The sequence below is a fragment of the Neptuniibacter sp. PT8_73 genome, assembly GCF_047778045.1.
In the GTDB taxonomy this organism is placed as follows: Bacteria; Pseudomonadota; Gammaproteobacteria; order Pseudomonadales; family Balneatricaceae; genus Neptuniibacter.
In genome coordinates this window covers 3,684,955-3,703,725 of the sequence record NZ_CP180545.1, presented here as the reverse complement: position 1 = coordinate 3,703,725, position 18,771 = coordinate 3,684,955, and the positions used below count along the sequence as shown (strand labels likewise).

The 18,771-nt window shown below is 45.0% G+C and carries 15 protein-coding genes and 1 riboswitch; of the genes, 9 read left to right on the top strand and 6 right to left on the bottom strand.

The features are described 5' to 3' along the window. Positions 1-41 precede the first annotated feature (41 nt). Positions 42-1,652: a methyl-accepting chemotaxis protein gene (locus tag ACMXYN_RS17015; protein ID WP_415892808.1), complete on the bottom strand. Its 1,611-nt coding sequence runs from the start codon at positions 1,650-1,652 to the stop codon at positions 42-44. A 441-nt stretch (positions 1,653-2,093) separates the two neighbouring features. Between ACMXYN_RS17015 and ACMXYN_RS17010 the strand changes: the two genes are divergently transcribed. The 5 genes from ACMXYN_RS17010 to ACMXYN_RS16990 all read left to right on the top strand — a co-directional run bounded on the left by ACMXYN_RS17010 (position 2,094) and on the right by ACMXYN_RS16990 (position 6,845). Then, positions 2,094-3,074 carry a TRAP transporter substrate-binding protein gene (locus ACMXYN_RS17010; protein WP_415892807.1) on the top strand — a complete coding sequence of 327 codons (981 nt, stop codon included), beginning with the start codon at positions 2,094-2,096 and terminating at the stop codon, positions 3,072-3,074. Between the two features lie 143 nt (positions 3,075-3,217). Continuing rightward, a complete protein-coding gene (locus ACMXYN_RS17005; RefSeq protein ID WP_415889608.1) occupies positions 3,218-3,802 on the top strand; it encodes a TRAP transporter small permease in 585 nt (194 codons plus the stop codon). Beyond that, the gene (locus tag ACMXYN_RS17000) at positions 3,803-5,200 is read left to right on the top strand and encodes a TRAP transporter large permease (RefSeq protein WP_415882816.1); all 1,398 of its coding nucleotides are present in this window, start codon (positions 3,803-3,805) and stop codon (positions 5,198-5,200) included. Between the two features lie 171 nt (positions 5,201-5,371). Further along, the gene (locus ACMXYN_RS16995; protein ID WP_415889606.1) at positions 5,372-5,872 is read left to right on the top strand and encodes a hypothetical protein; all 501 of its coding nucleotides are present in this window, start codon (positions 5,372-5,374) and stop codon (positions 5,870-5,872) included. A gap of 52 nt (positions 5,873-5,924) precedes the next feature. Further along, positions 5,925-6,845, top strand: a complete 921-nt coding sequence (locus tag ACMXYN_RS16990) for an RluA family pseudouridine synthase (RefSeq protein WP_415892806.1) — start codon at positions 5,925-5,927, stop codon at positions 6,843-6,845. Here the strand turns inward: ACMXYN_RS16990 and ilvA are convergent. Then, complete coding sequence (gene ilvA / locus ACMXYN_RS16985; protein WP_415892805.1) at positions 6,842-8,359, bottom strand: threonine ammonia-lyase, biosynthetic; 1,518 nt, start codon at positions 8,357-8,359, stop codon at positions 6,842-6,844. The two genes, ACMXYN_RS16990 and ilvA, sit on opposite strands and share 4 nt — an antisense overlap. Before the next feature lie 171 nt (positions 8,360-8,530). On the opposite strand from ilvA, the gene rpiA reads away from it, so the two are divergent. After that, positions 8,531-9,202, top strand: a complete 672-nt coding sequence (rpiA, locus tag ACMXYN_RS16980) for a ribose-5-phosphate isomerase RpiA (protein WP_415892804.1) — start codon at positions 8,531-8,533, stop codon at positions 9,200-9,202. 72 nt (positions 9,203-9,274) lie between these two features. On the opposite strand, the gene ACMXYN_RS16975 is transcribed toward rpiA, so the two are convergent. The 4 genes from ACMXYN_RS16975 to ACMXYN_RS16960 form a co-directional block, all read right to left on the bottom strand. Then, positions 9,275-9,580: a hypothetical protein gene (locus ACMXYN_RS16975; protein WP_415892803.1), complete on the bottom strand. Its 306-nt coding sequence runs from the start codon at positions 9,578-9,580 to the stop codon at positions 9,275-9,277. 988 nt (positions 9,581-10,568) lie between these two features. Further along, positions 10,569-11,042 (bottom strand): MEKHLA domain-containing protein, encoded by a 474-nt coding sequence (locus ACMXYN_RS16970; RefSeq protein WP_415892802.1) that lies wholly within the window; start codon positions 11,040-11,042, stop codon positions 10,569-10,571. 94 nt (positions 11,043-11,136) lie between these two features. Further along, complete coding sequence (locus ACMXYN_RS16965; RefSeq protein WP_415882808.1) at positions 11,137-11,535, bottom strand: heavy metal-responsive transcriptional regulator; 399 nt, start codon at positions 11,533-11,535, stop codon at positions 11,137-11,139. A 49-nt stretch (positions 11,536-11,584) separates the two neighbouring features. Further along, positions 11,585-11,707 (bottom strand): hypothetical protein, encoded by a 123-nt coding sequence (locus ACMXYN_RS16960; protein ID WP_415882807.1) that lies wholly within the window; start codon positions 11,705-11,707, stop codon positions 11,585-11,587. Positions 11,708-12,116: 409 nt separating this feature from the next. Here ACMXYN_RS16960 and ACMXYN_RS16955 point away from each other — a divergent pair, with 409 nt between their 5' ends. The 3 genes from ACMXYN_RS16955 (at position 12,117) to ACMXYN_RS16945 (ending at position 18,763) form a co-directional block, all read left to right on the top strand. Next, positions 12,117-14,705: a DUF748 domain-containing protein gene (locus tag ACMXYN_RS16955; RefSeq protein WP_415892801.1), complete on the top strand. Its 2,589-nt coding sequence runs from the start codon at positions 12,117-12,119 to the stop codon at positions 14,703-14,705. Between the two features lie 79 nt (positions 14,706-14,784). After that, positions 14,785-14,859: riboswitch (cyclic di-GMP riboswitch) on the top strand. Between the two features lie 34 nt (positions 14,860-14,893). Next, positions 14,894-15,205: a hypothetical protein gene (locus tag ACMXYN_RS16950; RefSeq protein WP_415892800.1), complete on the top strand. Its 312-nt coding sequence runs from the start codon at positions 14,894-14,896 to the stop codon at positions 15,203-15,205. Positions 15,206-15,328: 123 nt separating this feature from the next. Continuing rightward, positions 15,329-18,763, top strand: coding sequence for a response regulator (locus tag ACMXYN_RS16945; RefSeq protein ID WP_415892799.1), 3,435 nt, complete (start codon positions 15,329-15,331; stop codon positions 18,761-18,763). Positions 18,764-18,771 lie beyond the last annotated feature (8 nt).

Genomic DNA, 18,771 nt, shown 5'->3' with positions numbered 1-18,771 from the left:
TGGCGGCTTCTTTTATGGTTTTTTTGGTGTTGTTTTAAAAGTTACAGTTTGAACTTCTGAACCATAACCTCTAGCTGTCCTGCTAGTGTGTTAAGTTCATGAGCAACTTGGTTCAGTTTGCCGGCACGGGATGAAGTATGTTCAGCCGTTTTGGCGATCTCATGTACGCTGGACTCAACGCTGCTAGCCATCTCCGTTTGCTCTTTAACCGATGATGAAACCATGTGGTTCATATCGTTAATTGCACGAACCTCTTCGGCAATCTTGATTAGCGCATCTGAAGTTTCCTGCACTTTAGCTACACCAGCTTCCGCACTCGAGTGCGCTTGATCCATTACGGATACCGCATCTCGCGCATCATTTTGCAGTTCTTCGATAATCGCGTTGATCTCTTCGGTCGAATTGCGTGTCTTGCTTGCTAGAGTACGAACCTCATCTGCTACTACGGCGAAGCCTCGACCTTGCTCACCAGCACGGGCTGCCTCGATGGCAGCGTTAAGCGCCAAGAGGTTGGTTTGCTCAGCAATTTTCTGAATTACTTCCAGTACGGTACCCACACTCTGGCTTTGTTCATCCAGTTTGTTGATAACGCTCAGTGCGCGGTCGATATTACTCTTCAAGGAGTCAATGGCATTGATCGCTTGCTGAGTAATTTGCGTACCTTCCTGACTTTGCTCAAGCGCTAGGTCAGACGCTGATACCGTATTTTCAGCACTGGCTTCAACACTCTTAGTGGCGGCTTCCATCTGTTCCATCGACGAAGCGACAGCACTGGTTTGTATCTGCTGATTGTTCACCGCGCTATTTGCCATATCAGCAATGTCATTGATAGACGTACTGGATGAACTTAGTTGATGAACTGTATTGCTTACTTTGCTCAGACTGGAGTGGAAGTCTTCAAGCATAGTGTTCAGCGATGTCGACATCGTGCCGATTTCATCTTTGGAATTCACATCTATACGCAGTTTAAGATCTGAATTTTTATGAATGGTGTTGATCGTTTTACCCATGCGCTTCACTGGGCGTACTACAAGGTGACCTAGTAGAAGGCTAATTAGGATTAAACCGATGATAAACAGTACGAGTTCGGTCAAAGCTACGCTGATCAGGTTGGCGCGAATAGTGTTATCTAAATTTTCAAAAGAGTAGGTAACACGAACTGCACCTAGCACATCGCCCTCAGCCGTTTGGTGACAAAGTAGGCAGTTAGTGCCTTTGTAGTCGGGTAGAGCTTTCATTGGTGTGACAACGGTTAGGCGGTGGCCTTTCTCATCATCAATCTCTTCAATAATCTGTTCACCCTGCATTGCACGTTTATCGAGATCATCCATGATTTTGGAGTCTGCGGTGCCCGGTCCGTACACTTTGGAAACGCTATCGGCGCGGATAATACGTGCTTCTAGGACATCAGGGTTGGCAAGAATCTTTTTCTGCAAGGTTTCGCGGTTAGACATGGCACCGCTCAGCATCAGTATATTGATACTGTCAAAGTAGGAATCAGCTGTCTCAGTTGTTGTACGTTGAACAACTTCAGAAACCAACTGAGTTTCACTACGGTAAATCGCGGTTAGAGAGCTAACCAAGATAATCAGGAACACAACTGCTAGAGAAATGTTTACCTTTGTTTGAATTGATAGGCCATCCAATTTCACACTTCAGCTCCCGTCATAAGTGACGTCATTTTTATAATAGTGGTTAGCATAGTCAGTAACTCATCATAAGGCGAAGCTGATATTCCACACAAGCCTAAGGTGCTTTGTTCTTTCGATGTAGATCAATGAAACGCCATTTTTAGATGTTGGTTCAAGAAATAACACCAAGATGGATGGGAATTCGCTAATTTTAAAATTAGAAATGGGTGGGTTCCCGCCAGTTTTTCTAGCCGCTTAAATCCTTCCTTAAAACATGTGTTTAACCTGTATCTCAATGTTTATAGGTGCTGCAGGGCTTTGTGAAAATCATATTTAACAGTTGGCCCTATCTTTGCTCTCTAGTGTGATGAGTTCAGAAAGTTCTGTGACTGCTAAAAACAGAAAGCGCTGAATTTCAAACAAAACAAACATAATTAAATTCAATTAAACAGGAGATGCACAATGCGTTTACTGACCGCTGCGGTAACTTCCCTTGCACTAACTCTAGGAGCACAAGCTGCTGTTGCAGCCCCAGTAGAAATTAAGTTTTCTCACGTGGTTGCTGAAAATACCCCAAAAGGCCAGATGGCTCTTAAATTTAAAGAGCTAGTAGATGAGCGTCTAGCTGGCAAAGTTGAAGTTAAGGTCTTCCCTAACTCTCAGCTATTCGGTGACAACAAAGTTTTGGAAGCGATGTTGCTAGGTGATGTGCAGATGGCTGCGCCTTCGCTATCTAAATTCCAGAAGTTCACTAAAAAGCTTCAGATCTTCGATCTACCATTCCTGTTTAAAGATATGGCTGCGGTAGAAAAATTCCAGAACAGCCCTGATGGTCAAAAACTACTAGGTTCTCTAGAAAGTAAAGGCCTTGTGGGTCTAGGTTACCTTCATAACGGTATGAAGCAGCTTTCTGCAAGCCAAGAGCTAAAAGTACCTGCTGATGCTCAAGGTAAAAAATTCCGTATCATGACTTCTGACGTACTACAGGCTCAGTTCGAAGCTGTAGACGCAGTTCCACTGAAAAAGCCTTTCTCTGAAGTATTCACACTTCTACAAACTAAAGCGATCGACGGTCAAGAGAACACTTGGTCAAACATCTACTCTAAGAAATTCTTCGAAGTTCAGCCTTTCATCACTGAATCTAACCACGGTGTACTGGACTACCTAGTAGTAACTTCTGCTGAGTTCTGGATGGGTCTTGATGCAGATCTGAAAGTTGAAGTTAAGAAAGCGCTAGATGAAGCAATCAAACACGGTAACGGCATTGCTGCTGAAAAAGCTGCGTCTGATAAGCAGAAAATCATCGATTCTAAGCGTTCTCAAGTTGTTAGCTTAACTGACGCAGAACGTGCTCAGTGGGTTGAAGCAATGAAGCCTGTATGGAAGCAGTTTGAAGATGAGATCGGTGCAGATCTAATCAAAGCTGCAGCTGCAAGCAACTAATATCACGCCACTTAACCGGGTGGGCTTTGCTCGCTCGGTTATGTTCAGAGGAGAACGGTTAACGGCTCTCGCCGTGGGTTGTCCTGTGAATATCTCCTTATGAAAAAAACTATTAACGACGTGAGTCGCTAGGGGAGCTGTATATGGTTCGTAATCTAGTAACAAAATTGGAAGAGGGCTTTTTATCCCTGCTTCTAGTTTCAATGACATTACTGGTATTTGCTGAGGTGGTTGCCCGCTTTGGTTTTAATGCCGGTATCCATTGGGCACAGGAAGTGACCCTTTTACTCGCTGCATGGTTTGTACTTTTTGGTGCTTCTTATGGTGTCAAAGTAGGTGCCCATATCGGCGTGGATGTTTTTGTAAAACTGATGCCTGAACACACGCATCGGTTAGTCACTTTGGTTGCTGTTGGCCTGTGCTTGGTTTACTGCGGACTGTTCTTGTATGGCTCTTGGATCTACATCAGCAAGATGAAGATGATCGGTATCGAGCTGGAAGATCTTCCAGTACCGAAATGGATTCCAATGAGTATTTTGGTGATCGGTTTTGTTCTATTGATTATTCGATTCTTAGAACTGGGCTGGAAAGTTATCACTAAACAAGCAGATGGTTTCCACTTCGCGGATGAAGCGGAAGAGTCTATGGAAATCGCTAACGAGCTGAAAGAAACAGCACTAGGCGACCCTAATGACAGCCAGAATCAAAAAAAGCAGGAGGATAAATAAATGACTATTGCTGTACTGTTTATCACTCTGTTTGGGTGCATGATCATCGGTATGCCGATTGCTATCGCATTGGGCCTATCTTCTGTAACCACTATTTTGTTGTTCTCAAATGACTCGCTTGCATCGATTGCATTGAAACTATTTGAGGCGACTTCAGAACATTACACGCTACTAGCGATCCCGTTCTTCATTCTGTCCTCTGCGTTCTTGTCTACCGGGGGGGTAGCAAAACGTTTGATTAACTTCGCGGTTGATACTGTGGGTCATATCCGAGGCGGTCTGGCAATGGCGTCGGTAATGGCGTGTATGCTATTTGCTGCGGTATCTGGTTCATCTCCAGCAACAGTAGCCGCGATCGGTACTATCTGTATCGCAGGTATGGTGCGCTCTGGTTACCCGCAGTCTTTCGCTGCAGGTGTAATCGCGAATGCGGGTACTTTGGGTATCTTGATCCCACCGTCTATCGTAATGCTGGTATACGCTGCTGCGACAGAAGTTTCTGCATCACGTATGTTTATGGCGGGTTTCATACCGGGCCTAATGATGGGTCTGATCCTAATGATAGCTATCTACATCGTTGCGCGTGTTAAAGGTCTTCCATCTCAGCCGTTCCCAGGTTTCCGAGCGCTGGCTAAGTCTGGCCTAATCGCGATGGGCGGTTTGATGCTGATCTTCATCGTACTAGGTTCTATCTACGGTGGTGTGGCATCTCCAACGGAAGCGGCGGCAGTAGCTGCAGTATACGGCTACTTTATTGCGGTAATGGGTTACCGTGATATTGGCCCGATGAAAGGTGTGCCATGGAAGAAAGATGGCGAGAACCTAATCACTGCTGCTATTCGTAATGCGCTACAGATGCTTTGGGCGCTACCAAAATCTGTTAACGATCCTGAAGTACGTAAAGTACTGATCGATGCGTCTAAAGTGTCGATGATGCTGCTATTCATCATTGCTAACGCAATGCTGTTTGCACACGTTCTTACGACAGAGCGTATTCCACACACGATTGCAGAGCAGATTCTAGCTTGGGGTCTACCAGCGTGGGGCTTCCTGATCGTAGTAAACATCTTGCTACTGATTGCGGGTAACTTCATGGAGCCATCAGCGATCCTATTGATCATGGCACCGATCCTGTTCCCAATCGCAACGCAGCTAGGTATCGACCCAATTCACCTAGGTATCATCATGGTTGTAAACATGGAGATCGGGATGCTCACCCCACCGGTGGGGCTCAACCTCTTTGTAACCGCCGGGATAACCGGGCAGAACATGGTTTGGGTTATCAAGGCCTGCCTACCATGGCTATGCCTACTGTTAGGTTTCCTAATGCTTATCACTTATGTGCCGCAGATCTCACTATTCCTACCGGAATATATCGATCACTTGAAAGGCTATTAAGTTTTACCGAATCAACCTCACTCAAGGGGGGGAGTTTCCCCCCGTTTAAACTGTTGATTAGTGCTTTAACCACCGCTCGCGGTGGTTTTTTTTGTCTTAAATTTGGGCTCTATCGCTGGCGAGGGTATAATCGCCGCTTCTAATGCATTGGTTACAAAAGAGACAGATAGAGTGATTGGTTATATTGCAGCGCTATGGGGTATCAGCGGTATTTTCCTGTTAATAGGCAGCGCGATCTATCGTCTTAGCGATATAGGTCTACAAACCTTTAACTATGATCTTTCTTGGTATCACTGGGCGGCATTAGCATTTAGCGTGATCTTTATGGGTTTTGCCGAAGGTTATCGCGGCTTTCAGCAAGCGTGGTCACCGCGTGTGGCGGCTCGTATTCTGTATCTTTCTCAGAATGTCTCTCCGGTCCGTTTTGTCTTTGCGCCCCTGTTTTGCATGGGATTCTTCTCGATCGTTCGTAAACGTATGATCGTTACCTACTGCCTAACGCTGGGCATCATCTCTATGGTCTTACTAGTGCATCAGCTAGAGCAGCCATGGCGCGGCATTGTTGATCTTGGCGTAGTTACTGGTCTGATCTGGGGCCTAACTTCACTGCTGCTTTTCTCTATCAAAGCGTTCTTTAGCGAAGGGTTTGAGCACTCGCCAGAGATGCCTTAAAGCGACTAGCCTGTTGCTAGACGTTGCGCTTGTTAGTGGCTAGGAGGGAATCATGGCTGATGGTTTTGTTCTGGATTTTACAGTTTATTCAGCAGCCCCGACTATTTCCTGCTTTTTATCCACGCGTTTAGCCAGTCTTCATAAAGCACAATTGTCTCAGCTATTTGCTGAGGGTTTTATATCGGTCGATGGTCAAATTTCTTCTGCAAACCAAGTCTTAGCAGTAGGGCAGCAGGTGGCTGTTTCGCTACCGGATCATTATGAAGAGTCTGTTGATACCCATTGGCGCAAGCTTTGGGAAAACGACGAAATTCTAGCTGTATTTAAGCCTCATTTGCTGCCTGTTAGCCGTACCACTCGAAACCTATATAACACGCTAATCTCTCTTGTTCGTCGTAAGACAGCCTATGAGGATGCGCACCTGTTGCATCGGCTTGATACCGAAACCGCTGGCATCATTCTGTTAGCCAAAAACAAAGTGGCGGATAAAAAGTGGAAGCCGCGTTTAGATAAACTAATCAGCAAAAAGATCTATCACGCTTGGGTAGAGGGCATTCCTGAATGGGATGAACTCAGCTACGAATGTGAGTTATCGGAAAAAGTGGGCAGCCCGATTCGCAGTCAGATGTATGTGGTGGACCAAGCAGAATCAGATTTGTACCCCAAGCCTAAACAGAGCCAAACCTTGTTTCGAATTTTACGAAAGGAAGAGGGTAAAAGCTTGATTGAGTGCGAGTTAATGACCGGAAGGAAACACCAGATTAGGGCGCATTTAGCACATCTAGGCCACCCGATTATTGGTGATAAGATCTATTCCAAGGGTGGTCAGTATTATTTGAAGCGGTTGGATAAAGAGCTCGAAAGAGCGGATTTTGCAGAGTTAGGTTCTGAGTATCAGAGGCTGACTGCGGTAAGGGTGGAAATTAACCCTGATAGCCAACCAGTGACCATCAGGGTTGATAGCAGGGATTAACCCAAAAACAGCTTATAAGCCGTGTTATCAGTCTCTTCCCAGTAGTTGTAGCCGATCTCTTCCAAGAAAGTGCCAACTTGATCACGTTCAGCTTCAGGCACTTGCATACCTACCAATACGCGACCATATGCTGCACCGTGGTTGCGGTAGTGGAACATTGAGATGTTCCATTTTCCACCCAATTTTTTCAGGAAGTTCATCAGTGCGCCTGGGCGCTCTGGGAATTCAAAGCGATAGATCACTTCGTTTTCCAGCGTTGCTGGCGCATGACCACCGACCATATAACGGACGTGGATTTTAGCGATCTCGTTTTCGCTTAGATCTTCAACTTCGTATTCTTTTTCACGTAGTTCGCTGACCACTTCTTCGCGGCCATCACCACCGGCTTTTAGCTGAATACCTGCAAAGACGATGGCGTTGCTATCATCGCTATAGCGGTAGTTAAATTCAGTGATATTGCGGTTGCCTAACGCTGAGCAGAATTTCTTAAAGCTACCCGGTTTCTCAGGGATACGTGCGGCGATAATCGCTTCACGTTGTTCACCGAGTTCGGAACGTTCAGCGATATGGCGTAAACGATCGAAGTTTACGTTGGCGCCAGAGTCGATTGCGATAAGCGTCTTATCACTGATCTCTTCATGAGCAACATACTTCTTCATACCGGCAACACCTAGCGCTCCTGCAGGTTCGCAGATAGAGCGAGTGTCGTCGTAGATATCTTTAATCGCAGCGCAGATCTCATCCGTCGATACAGTGATGACATCATCAACGTATTTCTTCGCTACTTCAAACGTGTTTTCGCCGATGATTGCTACAGCAACACCGTCGGCAAAGATGCCTACTTGATCCAAAGTGACACGTTTACCCGCATCCAACGCAGCTTTTAGGCAGGCAGAATCTTCGGATTCTACGCCGATCACCTTAGTTTCTGGGCGAAGGTATTTAACGTACGCCGCAATACCAGCAACTAGACCACCGCCACCAACAGGGACAAAGATAGCTTCGATTGGGCCGGATTCCTGACGTAGGATCTCCATTGCCACTGTGCCTTGGCCAGCGATAACATCGGGATCATCAAAGGGGTGAACGTAAGTCATGCCCTTTTCTTCAACCAGCTTTTGAGCGTGAGCCGCAGCATCGTCATACGCATCGCCATGAAGTACCACTTTGCCACCAAGACGACGGACGTTATTCACTTTTACGTCCGGCGTAGTTTTTGGCATGACGATGGTCGCTTTAACACCTAAGTGTTTCGCGGACATTGCTAAGCCTTGAGCATGGTTACCCGCGGAAGCTGCAACAACGCCACAAGCGCGTTCTTCCTCGGAGAGCTGCGATAGTTTGTTATAAGCGCCGCGCAGCTTGAAGGAGAACACTGGCTGTTCATCTTCACGCTTTAGCATAATTCGGTTATTCAGACGCTCAGAAAGACCTTTTGCTTCATCCAGTGGAGTTTCGATCGCCACGTCGTAAACGCGGGCCTCGAGGATTTTTTTGATATATCTATCTGGCATGATATTTCGCCTAATGTTTCGTCTGAATAAAAGTAAGCGGGAAATGGTAAAGGGAAACGCCCTGTTACGTCTACAATAGGTCACTAAAGCTGCGTATAATTTAGCGTAATTCTTACATATTTTAGTGAAAACCCCGGTTGTTTTCCGACATGCATAAAACAGGTGCCTAACATGACCCAGGACGAGATGAAAAAAGCAGTTGCTGAAGCTGCTGTGGAGTACATCAAACCTAAACTAAACGAAGACAGTATTGTGGGTGTGGGCACAGGTTCTACTGCCAACTTCTTCATCGATGCTCTAGCTGAAATTAAGCACTTGTTCGAAGGTGCGGTAGCAAGCTCTGAAGCTACAGCTGAACGCTTAAAAGGCCACGGTATCGAAGTTTTCGATATGAACTCCGTTGCTGAGATGGAAGTGTATGTTGATGGTGCTGACGAGTTCGATTCTGGTCTGAACCTTGTGAAAGGTGGTGGCGGTGCCCTAACGCGCGAAAAGATTGTTGCGGCAGTTGCTAAAGAGTTTGTTTGCATCGTAGATAGCACTAAGAAAGTCGATATTCTTGGCGAATTCCCACTACCTGTAGAAGTGATCCCAATGGCTCGCTCTCAAGTAGCGCGTGAGCTGGTAAAACTGGACGGCATGCCAGAGTGGCGCGAAGGTTTCACGACCGATAACGGTAATGTGATCTTAGACGTTCATGATATGGAGATCATGAACCCTAAACAGCTAGAAACTCAGCTAAACAACATCGTCGGTGTTGTAACTAACGGCTTGTTCGCCAACCGTGGTGCTGACGTTGTATTGATGGGTACGCCTGAAGGTGTAGAAACTATTAAGCTTTAATGAAGTTGCTAGCGTCTAGTTGTTAGACGCTACGCTTGCTAGAAAAAACCTGCCTATGGCAGGTTTTTTGGTTTAGGTATCTTTTCGTGTGGAGTGCTGAATATGTGGATAGCGGAAGGATAGGCTTTGACCAAAGCGTACGCCTTCAAACTCCCTCGCACAGACGTTCGAAAAACCAGACACTTCACCTTTCAGGGTGCCATCTTCATTTAATTGGATATCACGTAGATGTACTTCCTGCCCTTTAAATAACAACGCGACTTCAATCGCTGTACGTGCAATACGCTGTTCAGGGCTTTCTGTTGGTGCAGTGTTAGTGTTCGGCGGCGTAGGGCCCACTAGATCAAAGCCTAGGGTATCGGCATCGGTATTATGCATAGCGTTATATCTTTTACTGATTGGTTTTGAAACGGATTATTTGTGCTTGTAGGTCTTAAGTGGCCTACCGTTTTTACGCCCTAAGTTCTCTATTACCCAAAGCTTTCCACAGTTCTCACATCTAAAGATTGCTGAGTGATTTTCTACATCAGAGGAAGCCAAGCTTAACTTGCCGTCTAGCTTCGGAATCTCATGAATTGAGTTTACTGTATATGAGTCGTTTAGTTTGTTACAGCAGTTCATAAAAAATGAATTTGAGATTACAACGGAAAAATTTATTTATGGATGTAAATTGTCCCGCTATCCTCCCTTTTTTGGCTACGAAAGAATTTCAGGCTAACTGCTCCAGTATTTGAGGATGCCTAGGATTCCTAGAATACTCGGTATGTAAAATTCCCAAATAGCTTGTTTTAAATGCCAGTTATCAATAGTTGCTTGAGCTTCAACTTCAATAGCGTCGTCAGTATTATTTTTAGGGGAGTGTTCGTTTATTAGGTATGCAGGGTCTACTTTATAAATCGCTTTATCTAGCGCTTTCTTAGAATCGGTACCACTTTCTATGAATACTGATACCCAGAAAGCGATTAATTTATAACTTAGCAAACATACTAGTAACAGCCCGATGGGTAGAACCTGGGGGGATCAACAGAGATACCAGTCCCTTGGATTGATGTTTTACCAATTGAGAGAGTAACGGTGGGGTCGATAAGCAATGTAACTACAGATATAAATATAATCGCTTTTCTATGTTTTAGAGATTCCTCTCCTAACGTTCCGATATGCCTACTAGTCCAGCAACGGAAAGAACTTCCTGATTTTAGAATGTTTACGTCCATATAATTTTCCTTTGGATAGGGTCCTGTTAAATTTTGTCACACCCTAATTTCCAATAAAACTAAAAGAATATAGGGTTGTAGGAGTTTTTATAAAGGCGAAGCCGTTCTAGCAAGCGCAGCGTCTAACCACTATCGGCTAGCCACTTTGATCGTTACCCCGCCAAAGCTCTGCATTTATACAAAACCGCACCTTGCCCCCAGTAAACACCGTCCTCGTCGATCACGTTCCAAACAATCGCGTCTTCAACCATAAAGCGGTTACCTTTGGCTGAGATACGTACGCCTTGGTAATCATCAATAAAGCCATGATCGGTTACGGCTTTAAGCAAGCGGTTACGCTCTTCTTGGGTTTGTGGTTCAGCGGTATAGCGTGAAGGTAGTTTGATTAGCTCTTCCCATTGGATTTCGAACTGCTCCATGCCTTTAGCGTTGGAGTAGTTAAGCAAGGGATCTTCATTAGCATTGTGGGAGAGAACTGGGTGAGCTGCGTTATATAGCGCTTGAGCTCGTTGATCACTGCTGGTGTCTGATGGAATCAGTGATTTGCCGGTCAGGCGTTCAAAGCTACTTAAAAGGCGTTCTGCTTGTTCTACGGCGAAGTTGTTCTCGGAACTAGGTTTGTTCATGGTGTTGGGTTCATCTGTGTCGTATAGGTCTTATTGAAGAACAATCTTGGGGATTTTTTGCCTTACTCGCAAGTCTCAGTTGTGATGCCGATTATTAGTGCTTCAAAAAGTCGATAATTGGGCAGTCCGAGACAGTCCCTTCACCGCAGCAACTATTGGAGAGCTGTTCTAATGAGTGCTCGATCTTTTGTAGTTCACTGATCTTGGTTTTGACTAACGCGATCTTGTGTTCGACTTGCTGTTTTACCAGTGCAGAGCTGGTGGTCGGGTCGGTCTGTAGCGACAGGAGTTCGCTAATTTCTTGCAGCGAAAAGCCAAGGTCTTTGCAGCGATGGATAAAGTGTAGACGTTGCAGGATAGTTTCGGGGTAGACCCTATAACCGGAAGGAAGACGGTCGGGTTCGGGGATAAGGCCGCGCTGTTCGTAATAACGAACGGTTTCTACGCTGATGCCGGATTGTTTTGCGACTTGTCCAATTTTGAGCTGTTTCATAGTTCCTGTTTAACACAGCAACCGAAACAGCTCAAACAGGCTGAGGCGATTACAGAGTAACGCGGCTCAGTGCGATGCTAGCAGGCATAGTGATCCACGCCATAGCGATCAAGTTAATGATGATCCAGGAGAAACCTGAAGAATCGCGGAAGTTTTCGTCATGATCTGCCATCGAAGTCACCCTAATGTCAGGCATGCGGATTTTGATCGATCATTGAAGTCACAGCATTTGACTTCACCTGCTGATGAGCCCTTAAGAGCTTCTGGTTCCAGGTTTATTGCTATCGATTTAAATCGCGCAAAAGTTTATGTGCATAGAACTGTCTTGTCGGAAGCGCTAAGGCTTCAAAAACGTGGGCGATTTTATCAAGAGTAGAAAGTTTTTAATAGCCAGAATAAATCGTCCTTAGGGACTGTAATAGCGTCAAGGTATCATTACAAACTGTAGGGACTTTTCGGTCGGTTTTAATTTTTCACTAAACTTATGCTGTTTTTTGAGTTTCTATCGTAAAGATTCGCTTTCTATTCATGAAACTGGATTATGATAGAGAGGTTATTAGCTCGTCTGGCGAAAAGGGACTATGTTACGTTTTCTTCTGGTTGTTATCGTTTTGGTTGCTCTGTTACTACATAACTTGCCTCTATTGGTGCGAGATCAGGTGGTGCTGTGGTTACTGAACAATGGTGCGGATAAAGCTCAGTTATCAGCTTTAGAAGTAGAGTGGTTTGAAGGCCGTATCAATATTAAAGGTCTTAAAGCGGAAGCTGCAGAAAAGCCGCCTCTGCAGGTAGATAGTCTCTCGGTTGATCTGGATTATGAGCAGTTTCAGCAAGAACGTATCTTAATTTCTGATCTGAGCCTTGCTGGCATTAATTTAGGCGTTCGTCAGAAAGAGCAGGCACTTTTGCTAGGTCCAATCGATCTGAACCAATTTAAGTCCGATGAAGTAGAGGTTGAGGAAAAGCCAGAAGAGCCTCCTTCAAATTGGAGCTTTGGTTTAGCGCAGTTAAACCTTCAAGCGATCAATTGGCAGGCTGAGTTAGATGGCCAGACGCATAAGCTGCAATTGAAAACTGGACGTATCGCCGACTTCTACCTTTGGGATCAGGATCAGCCGGTTGCTTTGGATCTTGATGGCTCTTTAAATGGTGCGCCAATCGTATTGCAGTCCCAGTCCAAACCTCTTCCGGAAGAGAAGAGTTCTGAGATCAAAGTTAAGTTAAATAACTTCCCTATCCACAGTGTCACTGCAGTATTTATGCCTGAACTTCGTGGTCATCTAGATATGGATCTCGATCTAAATGTACGCACAAACCTGATTAATCAGTTATTACAGGTAAAACAAAAAGGTAGCGTTAAGTTACGTGGTTTGAAGTTCCGCCAAGATAATATGGCGCTAAAACAAAACTCACTAGCTTGGAAAGGTGATGTTGATTTGGGCGTTTTAGCGGGTGAACTAAAACAGCTAAAAACTGCAGGCCAAATCAAAGTGGCAGGCTTACAGCTTGATCAAGGCGGGCAAACGGTTAATTTAAAAGGGGCTGCTTTGGTCTCTGTAGTCGAGATGGAAGGGCTGCAAAAACTGACCCTTAAGGATCTGGTTTTAAAAGCAGAAGGCATTGCGCTTAAGCAAGCGGGACAGACTATCAATATCAATGGTGCACTGGCGCGCGGTGCTGTGCAGACTGCTGATATGAAAAACTGGCAGGCTAATATTCCTACCGTTGCTCTGCAAAGCTTTGCTCTATCTAAAGGGCAGCAGGAACTGATTAGTCTGGCTACCTTGCGCTTAACTCAGGCACAACTGCGAGACGTTAACGATATTAGTCTGGATAAGCTGGAAACCGAGAAGCTTAAAGTTCAAGGTAATGGTGGAGTGTTTACCCAGTGGGGAACAATCACGGCCGACGATATTAAGTTTAAACAGCAAAGCGAACTGAGTATTAACTCTTTGCAGTTGAGTAATAGCAAAACGCGGGTGCTGTTGTCATCTAAGCGTCAGCTGACTGATCTGGATTGGTTATTAGCTCAGCTATCTAGCGGTGAGGAAAAGGCTGCCCCATCAGCGAAAGAAGCCGAGAAACAAGCAAGCAAGCCAATCAGAGTTAAGCTGAACAAACTGCGTGTCAGTGGCAGCAATCCAATCCAAATTGTCGATGGTGGTGTTAAACCTGCTTTTAAAACCAATCTAACAATTCAGCGTCTGGCATTGAGTAATCTAGATACCGGTTCCAAAGGTAAAACGGCGTTTGATCTGAAGGCTAAAAACAAGCTGTCCACCATTAATGCCAAGGGCGCTATTGAGCTATTTAGTGGTAATTTTGGTGGTCATTGGGATGCCAAAATTAAAGGTCTTGAGCTTCCGCAAGTAAGTCCTTACTCGCTAGAATACACTGGCTATTACTTGCAGAGTGGTCAGCTTAGCTTAACCACAAAAGGCACCATTAAAGGCCGTAAACTCAATGGTGATACCGATATCCGTTTGAACAAGCTCGATGTTGAAGCGCGAAACAGTGAGCGTAGTGGCGAGTTTGATCAGAAGGTATCAATGCCTCTAGGAACGGCATTGATGATCCTGCAGGATAACGATGACAATATTGATTTAGAGATCCCAATTGATGGCTCTTTGGATGATCCTCAGTTTGGCTATCAGACCGTAATTAATAAGCTCGCGGGTAAAGGTTTGAAGAGTGCAGCCATGGGTTATCTAACCAAAGCACTACAGCCTTTCGGCACGTTGATTTCGATCGGCAAGATGGTGATGGATGCACAAGAGAAAGGCTCGTTCATTACTCTGCAACCGGTCTACTTCGATGTGGCCGGTGCCACGCTTAATTCTGAATCATCAGCTTATCTGTCGAAACTGACCCAGATGATGCAGGAACGTAAGGGGATGCGGATGAATATCTGTGGCCTTGCTGTTGCTGAAGACCAGCCAGCTATATGGCAACAGATTTTGGCTGAAAATGCTAAGCGCAAGAAGCCTCTACCAGAGGAACAACTTCAGGCAGAAGTGACACCAAAGCTGCAGCAGTTAGCGCAAGATCGTAGCGATGTTGTGAAAGCTGCGCTGTCGAAAGATGGTATCGATATTGAGCGCCTGTTTAGCTGTTATCCAAAAGTGGATTTGAAACAAAAACTTAAACCGCAGGTAAGTTTAGGATTATAAAAAGCCAAAGGGATCTTTAGCTTTTGCACAAACCGCCGACAGCTTAGGGTGATCAAGATCTGTTTTTTCGCGGGATTATCTCTCGAAAAGGCAAACCCCAAGCAATTGGGCGACGCAAAGTTACGGGTCCCTAAGGGATGGCCGGACCGCCGACGATAAAAACTCTCGCTTCTGCTGAGGTTGTCGTTATGTTGTTTGCAAAACCACTATTCGGCTGTGTCGCAGGGATGGCTCTGGCGCTTGCATCTCATTCAGTGAGTGCAATGGATACCGCGCCCACACAACTACCCACGTCTTTTCCTTCTTCAATTTTTACACAATTAGCTACCCAAGATGATTGGCATTTTGGGCTCAAACCACCCATCTTTTGCTTTAGTGGTCATTACTATAAGTCAGACGGTTCTGCTTCTGGGCAGGATCAAAACAAGCTTGCAGCAAAGCCCAATCGTAAAAGTCGTTTATACCTAGCTTTCTTAATGTTGGTGCGAAATAAAAAGTAGCTTTTATAAGGCAAAAATAGTTGGCTGAATTTCGTGATTTTGCGCGAAATGCCCCCTTTGCCGCAACGAAATGTCGAAGCTGAACTAAACTCATGCAAGGATCTTTCGATTGTGAGGCTCTGGATGAGACGGCTTAAACAAGCGATATCAGGACGTCTGGGTAAACAGTTTGCGATACAGGTTATTTTATTTAGCTCCTGTTTTACGTTGATCACGACGAGCGTGCAGTTAGCGTTCGACTATCACGCTGATATCAGCCGCATTGAACAGCAATTTGTTGATATAGAAAGATCGCATGTCCCTCCTTTATCCCTTGGCTTATGGTCGATGGATGGCGCCCAGATTGGTGTGCATCTAGAAGGCTTACAGCAGCTGCCAGATATAGAGCATGTAGTGATCAGAGATGAACAAGGTGGCGTATGGGAGTTTGGCGATAAGATCTCTGATAACTCCCGAGAGCATGTTTACCCCCTAGAATTTTTGCGAGTAAACCAAGCCGATCCTATCTATCTTGGTGCGCTGGTAGTAACGGCCAGTATCGATAATGTCTATGAACGCCTGATAAATCGAGCGAGCGTTATTTTAATCGGTAATGGTATTAAAACGGCGATAGTTGCAGGCTTTATTATTTTCCTAATGTGGCTGCGAGTGACACGTCATCTTGGCAAGGTTACTGAGTATGTTACACATTTGGACTTCAAAGTTGAGAATAAGCCTCTGCGGTTATCTAAACGTTATGACGCTAAATCGCCCGATGAATTTGATGTAGTGACTGAAGCTATTAATCGGATGCAGCAAAGTTTGACTGAACAATTTCATGAGTTGAATCGAGCGGAAACTGAATTAAAGGCGCTCCTCCGAGAACGTAACCAGTTGTTAAGTAGTGAAAGGGAATATAAAGGTCAGCTAGAGGAAAAAGTTAAGGAAAGGACGCAAAAGCTTACTGAGAGCCAAGAGGCGTTGAAAAAAAGCCACAGTTATTTGCGTAATATTCTTGAGACTAGCCCGATTGCGGTGAGTGTCTATAACCCTTCAGACAATCGGCTTACCTATTCAAATCATACCTGCGCGAATATGTTTGGTTACAGCATTGAAGCATGGCTTGGGCATAATCCCGAAGATAGCTGGTTGCATTCAGAAGATCGAGAGTACTTTGCAGGGGAGTATCGTAAACATGGTCGTGTTGGTACAACCGAGGTCGAATTGGTTCGCAAGGATAAATCGGTTTTTTGGGCATTGCTGACTTGGGATCGTATATTTTTTCAGGACGAACGGCAGGTTCTTTTTTGGGTTGTAGATATTAGCGGACAGAAAAAAGCTCAGGAATTATTGGAGCAAGCCAAGGCTGAAGCAGAGGCTGCGACTCAATCTAAGTCAGAATTTTTGGCCAATATGAGCCACGAAATTCGCACCCCTATGAATGCTGTGGTGGGGTTTAGCCATTTGGCTCTTCAGACCGAACTCACCGATCAACAATATGATTACCTCAAAAAAATCCAGATGGCAGGTCATAACTTACTTAGAGTTATTAATGACATTCTAGATCTGTCAAAAATTGAAGCAGGCAGAATGGGTGTCGAGGAAATTGATTTCTCTTTGGATGACGTTCTGGAACAACTGTGCGATCTGTTACGCCTTAAAGCAGAAGAGAAAGGCTTAGAAATTCTGCTATTCCATCCTTGGGAACTCCCGCGAAATTTAAAAGGTGACCCTTTACGTTTAGGTCAGGTCCTGACTAATTTGGTGGGTAATGCGATTAAATTTACGGATCAGGGGGAGATCTCTATCCAGGTAAGTGAGGTTTGTCGAAACGACAACAAGGTCGTACTGCGTTTTAGTGTGATTGATAGTGGTATCGGCTTATCAGAGGAGGAACAAGCTCGAATATTTAAAACCTTTGGGCAAGCGGATGCGTCTACAACTCGGCGTTATGGCGGTTCCGGTTTGGGTTTGGTGATTAGTCAGCAGTTGATTGAGCTAATGGGTGGGGAAATCACCCTTAAAAGTGAAAAGGGCCAAGGCTCCTGTTTCAGCTTTACCAGTGAGTTTGAGTTGATAGAAGAGGAAGTCAGTATCGAACATTCGATTATCGACAAGTTACAAGGAGTCAGAGTTTTGATTGTTGATGATAGCTCTGCATCACGGGATGTGCTGAATTCACTTATCTGTAACTTTGGAATGTATGGTTATGCTCTAAGTTCGGGTGAAGAAGCGATAGCCGAATTACAGCGGGTTAGTGAGTGTGATGAGCCGGGTTACGATCTGTTGCTGATTGATTGGCATATGCCAGGGTTAGATGGTTTTGCCTGCGCCAAAAAAATAAAAGAGATGACGCCTGATTCACCTGTGCCTGCGGTAGTTATGGTTACCGCACATCATCGAGAAGGTGTATTGCATCAGGCGAATGCAGATGATTTGGATGGTTTTTTACTTAAACCGGTGAGTCCATCGTTGCTGTTAAGTGCGATAGAAAAGGCATTGAATAAAGAAACACGCTCGCAGTACCGCCATCAAAAAGTAGTGCCTAACCGAGAAGATGCGATTAAAGGGCTTGTCGATTCACGGGTTTTACTGGTGGAGGATAATCCGATTAATCAACAAGTGGCTACTGAAATGTTAGCTGGCTTGGGGCTGGATGTTTCAATCGCTGACAATGGTTTAGATGCATTAAATCAGGCCAAGGAAGTGCTATTTGATCTAGTGTTAATGGACATCCAGATGCCCGTTATGGATGGTCTGGAAGCTGCGCAAAAGCTCAGAGAATTACCTGCCTATCAGGATATTCCTATTGTTGCGATGACAGCAAATGCTATGCAAGGTGATCTTGAAAGAAGCATGGCCGCTGGGATGGACGCTCATATTACGAAACCAATACAACCAGAAGTGTTGTTGGAAACCTTAACTCAGTGGGTTACCCCTTGCTTACATCAGCCTTCAGGGATTGTACAAGCACCTGAGATTGATGGCCTTAATTGTGGGGATGCACTGGCAAGGCTGAATGGCAATATGGATCTGTATCAAAAGCTATTACAGCAGTTTTTAGATGAGCAAGGCAATACCTTTTCTCAGGCACAGGAGCTTATATCAAAGCAAGAGTTCCAACAGGCCGCGGACAAAGTGCATACGTTTGCCGGGCTGGTTGGTAATCTGGGTGGGACTGATCTATTCGGAATTTCTCAACAGTTAGAACGTAGTTTAAGGGCTTCGGAGACAGAAGGAATTGAGGAGCTGTTAACCCGGTGCCAGACACAAACTGACGAGTTAAATATCGCTATCTCCGCTTTTTTGAGTTCTGAATGGAAAGATGAAACTTTACCACAACCGTCTATAACTAATAAAAGTGATCTCTCTTTTAGTGAGCTGTTAGATCGGGTTGCTGATCTATTGGAAGAGGGTGATAGTCGATCTATTCAATATATATCTGATTTAAGAACGGTGAGCCCGAACAGCTTTGAGAAAGAGCTCACTGCGGTGCAATTGGCTGTAGAAGAGTTTGAGTTTGAGCAAGCTTTAAAGGAAATAGAACAGCTAAGGGAAAGTGTTCGTAGCGAAGTATAAGGAGTCTC

Excerpts from the sequence above, each read along its gene's own strand:
- ACMXYN_RS17010 (WP_415892807.1), top strand. The coding sequence starts at position 2,094 with ATGCGTTTACTGACCGCTGCGGTAACTTCCCTTGCACTAACTCTAGGA.
- ACMXYN_RS17005 (WP_415889608.1), top strand. The coding sequence starts at position 3,218 with ATGGTTCGTAATCTAGTAACAAAATTGGAAGAGGGCTTTTTATCCCTG.
- ACMXYN_RS17000 (WP_415882816.1), top strand. The coding sequence starts at position 3,803 with ATGACTATTGCTGTACTGTTTATCACTCTGTTTGGGTGCATGATCATC.
- ACMXYN_RS16990 (WP_415892806.1), top strand. The coding sequence starts at position 5,925 with ATGGCTGATGGTTTTGTTCTGGATTTTACAGTTTATTCAGCAGCCCCG.
- ilvA (WP_415892805.1), bottom strand. The coding sequence starts at position 8,359 with ATGCCAGATAGATATATCAAAAAAATCCTCGAGGCCCGCGTTTACGAC.
- rpiA (WP_415892804.1), top strand. The coding sequence starts at position 8,531 with ATGACCCAGGACGAGATGAAAAAAGCAGTTGCTGAAGCTGCTGTGGAG.
- ACMXYN_RS16975 (WP_415892803.1), bottom strand. The coding sequence starts at position 9,580 with ATGCATAATACCGATGCCGATACCCTAGGCTTTGATCTAGTGGGCCCT.
- ACMXYN_RS16970 (WP_415892802.1), bottom strand. The coding sequence starts at position 11,042 with ATGAACAAACCTAGTTCCGAGAACAACTTCGCCGTAGAACAAGCAGAA.
- ACMXYN_RS16965 (WP_415882808.1), bottom strand. The coding sequence starts at position 11,535 with ATGAAACAGCTCAAAATTGGACAAGTCGCAAAACAATCCGGCATCAGC.
- ACMXYN_RS16960 (WP_415882807.1), bottom strand. The coding sequence starts at position 11,707 with ATGGCAGATCATGACGAAAACTTCCGCGATTCTTCAGGTTTCTCCTGG.
- ACMXYN_RS16955 (WP_415892801.1), top strand. The coding sequence starts at position 12,117 with ATGTTACGTTTTCTTCTGGTTGTTATCGTTTTGGTTGCTCTGTTACTA.
- ACMXYN_RS16950 (WP_415892800.1), top strand. The coding sequence starts at position 14,894 with ATGTTGTTTGCAAAACCACTATTCGGCTGTGTCGCAGGGATGGCTCTG.
- ACMXYN_RS16945 (WP_415892799.1), top strand. The coding sequence starts at position 15,329 with ATGAGACGGCTTAAACAAGCGATATCAGGACGTCTGGGTAAACAGTTT.